This window comes from Sphingobium indicum BiD32, assembly GCF_000382885.1.
GTDB lineage: Bacteria > Pseudomonadota > Alphaproteobacteria > Sphingomonadales > Sphingomonadaceae > Sphingobium > Sphingobium japonicum_C.
This window is the reverse complement of the sequence record NZ_CAVK010000053.1, coordinates 21414-27528: the sequence shown is the minus strand read 5'-3', so window position 1 is coordinate 27528 and position 6115 is coordinate 21414. Positions and strand designations below refer to the sequence as shown.

Annotated in this window: 10 protein-coding genes; 8 read left to right on the top strand and 2 right to left on the bottom strand. The window is 63.7% G+C overall.

Going from position 1 to position 6115, the window contains the following annotated elements:
• Window positions 1-68: 68 nt before the first annotated feature.
• Entirely contained in the window at window positions 69-956 is an 888-nt protein-coding gene (locus tag EBBID32_RS05135) for a Shedu immune nuclease family protein (RefSeq protein WP_165418814.1), read from the bottom strand.
• A 332-nt stretch (window positions 957-1288) separates the two neighbouring features.
• Here EBBID32_RS05135 and EBBID32_RS24450 point away from each other — a divergent pair, with 332 nt between their 5' ends.
• The 3 genes from EBBID32_RS24450 to EBBID32_RS05125 all read left to right on the top strand — a co-directional run bounded on the left by EBBID32_RS24450 (window position 1289) and on the right by EBBID32_RS05125 (window position 2857).
• Window positions 1289-1453 (top strand): hypothetical protein, encoded by a 165-nt coding sequence (locus EBBID32_RS24450; protein ID WP_006951963.1) that lies wholly within the window; start codon window positions 1289-1291, stop codon window positions 1451-1453.
• 147 nt (window positions 1454-1600) lie between these two features.
• Complete coding sequence (locus EBBID32_RS05130) at window positions 1601-2053, top strand: hypothetical protein (RefSeq protein ID WP_006951960.1); 453 nt, start codon at window positions 1601-1603, stop codon at window positions 2051-2053.
• Window positions 2054-2539: 486 nt separating this feature from the next.
• Window positions 2540-2857 (top strand): DUF736 domain-containing protein, encoded by a 318-nt coding sequence (locus EBBID32_RS05125; protein ID WP_006951958.1) that lies wholly within the window; start codon window positions 2540-2542, stop codon window positions 2855-2857.
• Window positions 2858-2936: 79 nt separating this feature from the next.
• On the opposite strand, the gene EBBID32_RS05120 is transcribed toward EBBID32_RS05125, so the two are convergent.
• Window positions 2937-3149 (bottom strand): helix-turn-helix domain-containing protein, encoded by a 213-nt coding sequence (locus tag EBBID32_RS05120; protein WP_006951956.1) that lies wholly within the window; start codon window positions 3147-3149, stop codon window positions 2937-2939.
• Between the two features lie 418 nt (window positions 3150-3567).
• Between EBBID32_RS05120 and EBBID32_RS05115 the strand changes: the two genes are divergently transcribed.
• From EBBID32_RS05115 to EBBID32_RS05095, 5 genes are all read left to right on the top strand, one after another.
• Window positions 3568-3858, top strand: a complete 291-nt coding sequence (locus EBBID32_RS05115; protein ID WP_006951955.1) for a hypothetical protein — start codon at window positions 3568-3570, stop codon at window positions 3856-3858.
• A gap of 99 nt (window positions 3859-3957) precedes the next feature.
• A complete protein-coding gene (locus EBBID32_RS24445; protein WP_037488898.1) occupies window positions 3958-4164 on the top strand; it encodes a transcriptional regulator domain-containing protein in 207 nt (68 codons plus the stop codon).
• A 40-nt stretch (window positions 4165-4204) separates the two neighbouring features.
• Window positions 4205-4732, top strand: coding sequence for a DUF2285 domain-containing protein (locus EBBID32_RS23175; RefSeq protein ID WP_051093272.1), 528 nt, complete (start codon window positions 4205-4207; stop codon window positions 4730-4732).
• 114 nt (window positions 4733-4846) lie between these two features.
• The gene (locus EBBID32_RS05100) at window positions 4847-5146 is read left to right on the top strand and encodes a helix-turn-helix transcriptional regulator (RefSeq protein WP_006951951.1); all 300 of its coding nucleotides are present in this window, start codon (window positions 4847-4849) and stop codon (window positions 5144-5146) included.
• Between the two features lie 6 nt (window positions 5147-5152).
• Window positions 5153-6028 carry a replication initiator protein A gene (locus EBBID32_RS05095; RefSeq protein ID WP_006951947.1) on the top strand — a complete coding sequence of 292 codons (876 nt, stop codon included), beginning with the start codon at window positions 5153-5155 and terminating at the stop codon, window positions 6026-6028.
• The last annotated feature ends 87 nt before the right edge of the window (window positions 6029-6115 follow it).

Genomic DNA, 6115 nt, shown 5'->3' with positions numbered 1-6115 from the left:
CCCCCACAGGCCTGCGGCGGCCCCGCCTCCAGGCGGGGCCGAAAGCCTGCAGCGACGCTGGACGGCGGTCAGTCTGAACCGCCGCCCGGTCCTGATTTTTTCTGCCGCGCGATGAATTTCTGAACGGCAGGATGCATGGACTCGTAGAGTGCGGGTTCGGAATCGCGGGTCCATTTATCGTTGAAGACCAGAGGCTCGTTCCGCTTCCAGGCATCGATGTCATAGCCTTCGGCGCGCAGGGCGGCCTCTGCGACGTCCGATAGCTCGAGTTCAGCGGGCTTCATGTGCGCGAACATGATGGTCGGCACCGCTTCTGCCGATTGCAGACGGTAGCCGCGGCTGTTCGCGCGCAAGACCGCCTTGGGCTTGTTATATCCCGCCGCAACCTCACGGCGGATCGTGTCATAGGTCATGACCGTGAGATCGCGTTCAGCGCCATAGCTGGCGAGACGCATTTTGCGTGCATCATGATGCTCGAATTCTGCCGAGCGACCGATCACCAGCACATAGCGGACCGATAGCCGGTGCTGCGCCATCGGCGCAGGCACCATCAGCGGCCGCAGCTTGTCACGCAGTCGATCCGGGTGCTGGCTGACATAGTCGCGCCACACGTCGATCTGTGCGACCGCATCGTTGAATTCGGTACTGAAAGCTTCGTTCTTGCTGGATTTCTTGAAGATGGGCTTGCTGCTGTCTTCCAGTTCCACCAGCACCAGTCGCCACTCGATGCTCGACTTGGTGAGATAGGCGTAGTCGGTTGACCTTTCGCCTATAGGAAACTTGGCGATCACGCTGTTCATGTGAACGCGATGGTTGAGGATGTCCGGCGTCGGCATGAACCGCGTGTTCGCCTCGAAGAACGCCTGGACGGCATTCTCATTTGCTTTGGGCGTCGCGATCAGGTCATCGAATTCAGCGAGCCTGGCTTCAAGCTCGCAAGATAATGATTTCGGCAAGCCCATCGTCTCCCTGAATTGATCATGCAATCATCCTGAATCTGTACGCGGATAGCGCAAGCGCTGACCATCAGATTCTGCGTGCCATCAGCGAGCAACCGGGCGGCGCGGCACGGAACCTGTCGAAGCAGAAGCCCAACCTCGCTCGTATGTCGGCGCTGATCCCTGTGGCCGAAGCCCGGCCTCCTTCAATCAACCCGTAAAGGGTCCGCTACGCAAGCGTGCGGCCGCTTGGGGCGAGCCCCGGCGCGGTGATTGCGGCCTGGCCCCGGCCTGCGGGGCACCTGTCGAGCGGAGGATGGTCTTCCGCTCCCACGACAGGAGTTCAGTCCATGCCGCTCAAGACCGCCCAGTCGCTCGCCTGGAACCTCGCCAAGACGCTGATGACGATCATGGTCATCGTGCGGACCGGCAACGGCTACGCGGTGATGCCCTGGGACGAGTTCGACGGCAATCCGGCCGAACTGGTGCACGAATATGATCCCTTTCCCTCCTGATCGGAAAGACGATCCCGCCTTTGCGAAGCGGCGCAATATCTGTTTCGCTTCGCTCTTTCCGGCGCTATATTGCTTTGGCAAGACAAGCGCTGTGGAGGTGGTGGCGGGCGCGTCCGACGATCATTCGTCATGCAAAGGACGCCTCTCATGACCATCTTTCTCGTTCTCGGCCTGTTTGCCGGTCTCTATATGCTCTGGTTGCTCTTCAGCCTCGCCGTCTATGCGCTGCCGCTCTACGCCGGCATCGGCCTTGCCTTCTGGATGCACGGAGCCGGCTTCGGTTATGCGCCATCGATCCTGGGCGGCTTTGTGGCCGGTTTCGCGACGCTGTTCGCCGGACAGTTGCTCTTCGTGCTGTCGGGCTCGCCGCTGCTGCGCCTCGCTCTCGTGCTTCTCTTCGTCCTGCCAGCGGGCATTGCCGGCTATCAGGCCGTCCATGGTGTTTTCGGCCTTGCGATCGATCCCGGTGCGACGCTTACCATCCTGAGCGGTCTGGGCGCCACCCTGATCGCGGGCACGACCTGGACCCGGCTGACCGGCTTCGAGCCTGCCGGGCAGGTTCAGCAGCCGATGGCGCCATCGCTTCCCGCCGCCGAATAAGCGCGGCGTGAGACAACGCGAAGTGGATCGCCGCCAGGTGCGATGGGACGGTCATCGGCTGGATGCCCGGCGGCAGGCCTGACGTCCCCCACATATCTGCGATAGCGCCGCGACAGGCAGCCCTGTCCATTGCGAAGGAAGGCACACCCGATGCGCCGGGCTCGTTCTATACCCATGGCCGCCCAACCTCCTGATGCCGGAATCGCCAGCCTGTTCCCCGTTTTTGCCCGCCCGCACCAAAGCGGCCTCGGTTCGATGCGCGTCATGCCGACAGAATCGCGTACCGCTCGACGGGCTTGCCGCAACGGCCGCCTGCCCATTTTCTTCCCCCGGCGTGCCGCCGTTCCTCGCGAACCCAAGAAAACGGGCGGTCGGCCGTCCTCCGCTTTGCTGCGGGCCGAAGGCTGCGGCGCCCGTCGCCTGTCGGCTCCCCTTGCGCATCGAGGCCGCGATGGTCGCGGGCTCGAAGCAAAAGGAAGACAGGCAATGGCAAAGATCGGCAGCTTCAAGAAGGTTTCGGGCGAACTCAAGGGCGATATCGTCACGCTCGGGCTTCAGGCCAAGGCGGTTCGCTTCGTCCCGGACAGCGAGGCCAGCGGCAACGCGCCCAGCCACCGCATCTATGTGGGAGACGCCGAGATCGGCGCTGCCTGGGAAAAGCGGACCAGTGATGATCGTCCCTATCTCTCGGTCAAGCTCGACGATCCCAGCTTCGTCGCCCCGATCTTCGCGCAGCTCTTTCACGCCGAGGATGGCACCTTTGATCTGGTCTGGAACCGGCCCACCCGCCGCGCGCGGGACTGAGCCGGACAGGGCGTCACCCGGTGCGAACCGGGTGACGCCGCTGCCTGCGGCACGAAGGCTGGCAGGATCGCGCCAAGGGTCAATCGTCGGGTCGAACGAGATCCATATGACTGACGCCCAGCGCGCGCGACAGTTCGTAGAGGGTGATGACGGTCGGGTTGCGCCGTCCGCGCTCGAGGCTGCTCAGATATTGTTGACTGAATCCCGAGCGTGCCTCCACCTCCTCCTGCGTCAGGCCTTTCTCCCGACGCAGGCGGGCGAAGTTCCGGCCGACCAATATGCGCATGTCCATGCACCTATGGATCGGAAATTACATACTATAAGTTTATGAACTATAGTATGTAATGGCAGTCGGGAGCGAGGCGAATGTTTTTGTCGATGACGGGAGATAGCCGGACTGCGCTGCGCGATTTCAGACTGCCCGGTCCTTACCGGGCTCGCTTCCCGGCGGCCGTTCGACTCGGCATGGTCATGGCAGACGTTCGCCACGCTACCGTCGCCGGCTGCCCATCCGGAGGCATCGCGGACATAACCCGTTCTAAACCCGCGCAAACCATCTGTCGGACAAAGAGTCGTCCAGCCGCTCGCACGGCGCTAAACAGGACCGATCCAAAATGGATGGTTTGTGAGGGCGACAAACTGGCCTGCGCCTCGCCGTGTCCGATGCGGTGACCGGCGTCAGGCTTGAGGTGAGGAAAGGATGCTTGCGCATGACGATCGAACCCTTCGAGGATGTTCCACCTGGTGGTGACCTGCTCACCGCTTACGATCTGGCGCATCTTGCAACCTATATCCATCTGCTCGATGCCGAGAAGGCGCCGGAAAACCCCTGGCGGCAGGCTGTCGCCAGTCTGTTCGGGATCGACGCGGCACGCGACCCTGGCCGGGCGCGACAGGTCTATGAGTCGCATCTCGACCGTGCCCGCTGGATGGCCGAAGTGGGCTACCGGCAACTCGCCGAGCGCGAATTGCAGCGGCGCGACTCGCCCGGCAAGGACTGACAAAGACCGTCCCGGTGCGCCGATGACGCCGCACGGCGCATTATTCGCGTGGCGCTGGCCGCGATAGCCTGTCTTCCCAAAAAGATAAGGGAGAGGACCATGTCGCCAGCCGACGTCTGGCGCGCGAGTGAACCCGCGCGTCTTCCCGACAATGCCGATATCGGCATCGCCGCCTTCGAGTTCCTGCGGCGTAATCCTGCTTACAACCATGATTTCGATCAAATCGCCCGTCGGAAAAACCCTGATCGAAAGGAGGAAGCTTTCACCGCCCAGCGGTGGGGGCTGCGATTTCCTGGTCGATCCTGACCGACCCGCTCCGCCGGAAAGGGTGATCTGGCGCGCTGACGTGAACCGCTTCACGGTGCTGATCGGTCCCGCGCCGACGCATTTTGAGGGAGCCCGCCTGATCGAACTGGCCAGCATGCCGGCCCTGTCGGTCATCGAGCAGGGCGACGATGGCACCCATGCCGTCCTGGGGCAGCGCGAGACGATCACCCATCTGCGCATCGAACCGGACGCACAGCGCTGGGGGAGCATAATGTTGCCACTTGAACCCCATCAACGCACCCGCGCTCGGGCCGCCCAATGGCTGCTCACGCGGCTCGGCGGAGAAACGCGTGAGCCGTCCCCCGAAGCCCTGTGGGATACGCTGACAAGACGATCGCATCTACACATCCTCCTGCGGCTCCTCGACGGGACGCGCGCAGGCATTCCATTGCGGGAACTCGCCGCACATCTCGTCGATCCCGACATCAGGGCCATGTCGGCGGCCGCCTGGGTCGATAGCGCCGAACGCAAGCGTCTGCGTCGCTGGCTTGCCGAAGCCATGCGACTTGTTGACGGACAATATCGCAACTTGCTGGGCGGCCCATAGGGACATTTTTTCTTTTTCTGCCTGTCCCTTCTTTGACGCCATCGTGCTCGCCAATCCTGCCCTCCTCATCGCCGGTCAGCGCTGCTGCTGCCGGCCCTTGTCAGGAGGACGCCCATGGAGCCGCAGCAACCCGCCGCTCGCCCACGCTATCTTGCCGAAGCCGATCCGGCCGCGATCGTGCGCCCGCGCTATCTGAAAACCCCCGACGCCGCGACGCACCTCGGCCTGTCGCCGCGCACGCTCGAAAAGCATCGCTGCTATGGCACCGGGCCGGTCTATCGTCGCCTCGGCGGCCGGATCGTCTATGCGATCGACGATCTCGATGCCTGGGCAGCGCGCGGCACCCGCAAATCGACCTCCGATCCGGGGACCGGCACTGTCCTGCCCGCGCAGCGCCGGTTCAAGCAGGTCTGAACGGCCATGTCGCTTCGTGTCCGTCCCGATCCCGGCGAACGCGCCCAGCTCGACCTGTTCCGGTCGAGTCCAGGCGAGATCGCGCCGCGTGATGCGCAGGATCTCATGTCCTGGCCGTTCTTCAGCCTGTCCAAATCCCGCCGCGCCACGCCGATCGACTTCCGCATGGGCGAGACGTGGATCTCGGTCGAAGCCGTGCCCGATCATGGCATGGCGACCATCTGGGACGCCGATATCCTGATCTGGGCGGCGAGCCAGCTGATCGAGGCGCGCGATGCCGGGCGGGCCACGTCGCGGCTCATGTCCGCGACACCGCATGCGATCCTGACCTTCATCGGCCGCGGCACGGGCCGCGACAATTATGATCGCCTGAAGGCCGCGCTCGACCGCCTGCAATCGACCACTGTCGCCACCTCGATCCGCCAGCAGCATCAACGCCGCCGCCATCGCTTCTCCTGGATCAACGAGTGGCAGGAGCGGCTCGATGGCCAGGGACGCCCGCTCGGGATCGAGTTGATTCTGCCCGACTGGTTCTACGCCGGCGTGCTTGATCGGGCGCTTGTCCTGACCATCGACCGCGCCTATTTTGCGCTGACCGGCGGCCTTGAGCGCTGGCTCTACCGCATCGTGCGCAAGCACGGCGGTCGGCAGGCTGCGGGCTGGAGTTTCGATTTCGAGCATCTCCATCTGAAGTCGGGCGTGCTCTCGCCGCGCAAGCGCTTCGCGTTCGAATTGCGCGCTATCGTGCAGCGCCAATCGCTTCCAGGCTACCGCCTCTCGATTGATCACGGCTTTGGCAAGGAGCGGCTCGCCTTCGCGCCGATCCCCCTCGATCCGCTCGACGTGGCGATGCGCCGCCTCAAGCTTCCAGCCTGTGGATAAGCGCCATGGGACTCGTCCTATCAGGAACCGCCGGACTCGTCCTATCGGGAACCCGAGAGTCGTCCTATCAGGAACCGCGATGCGCCG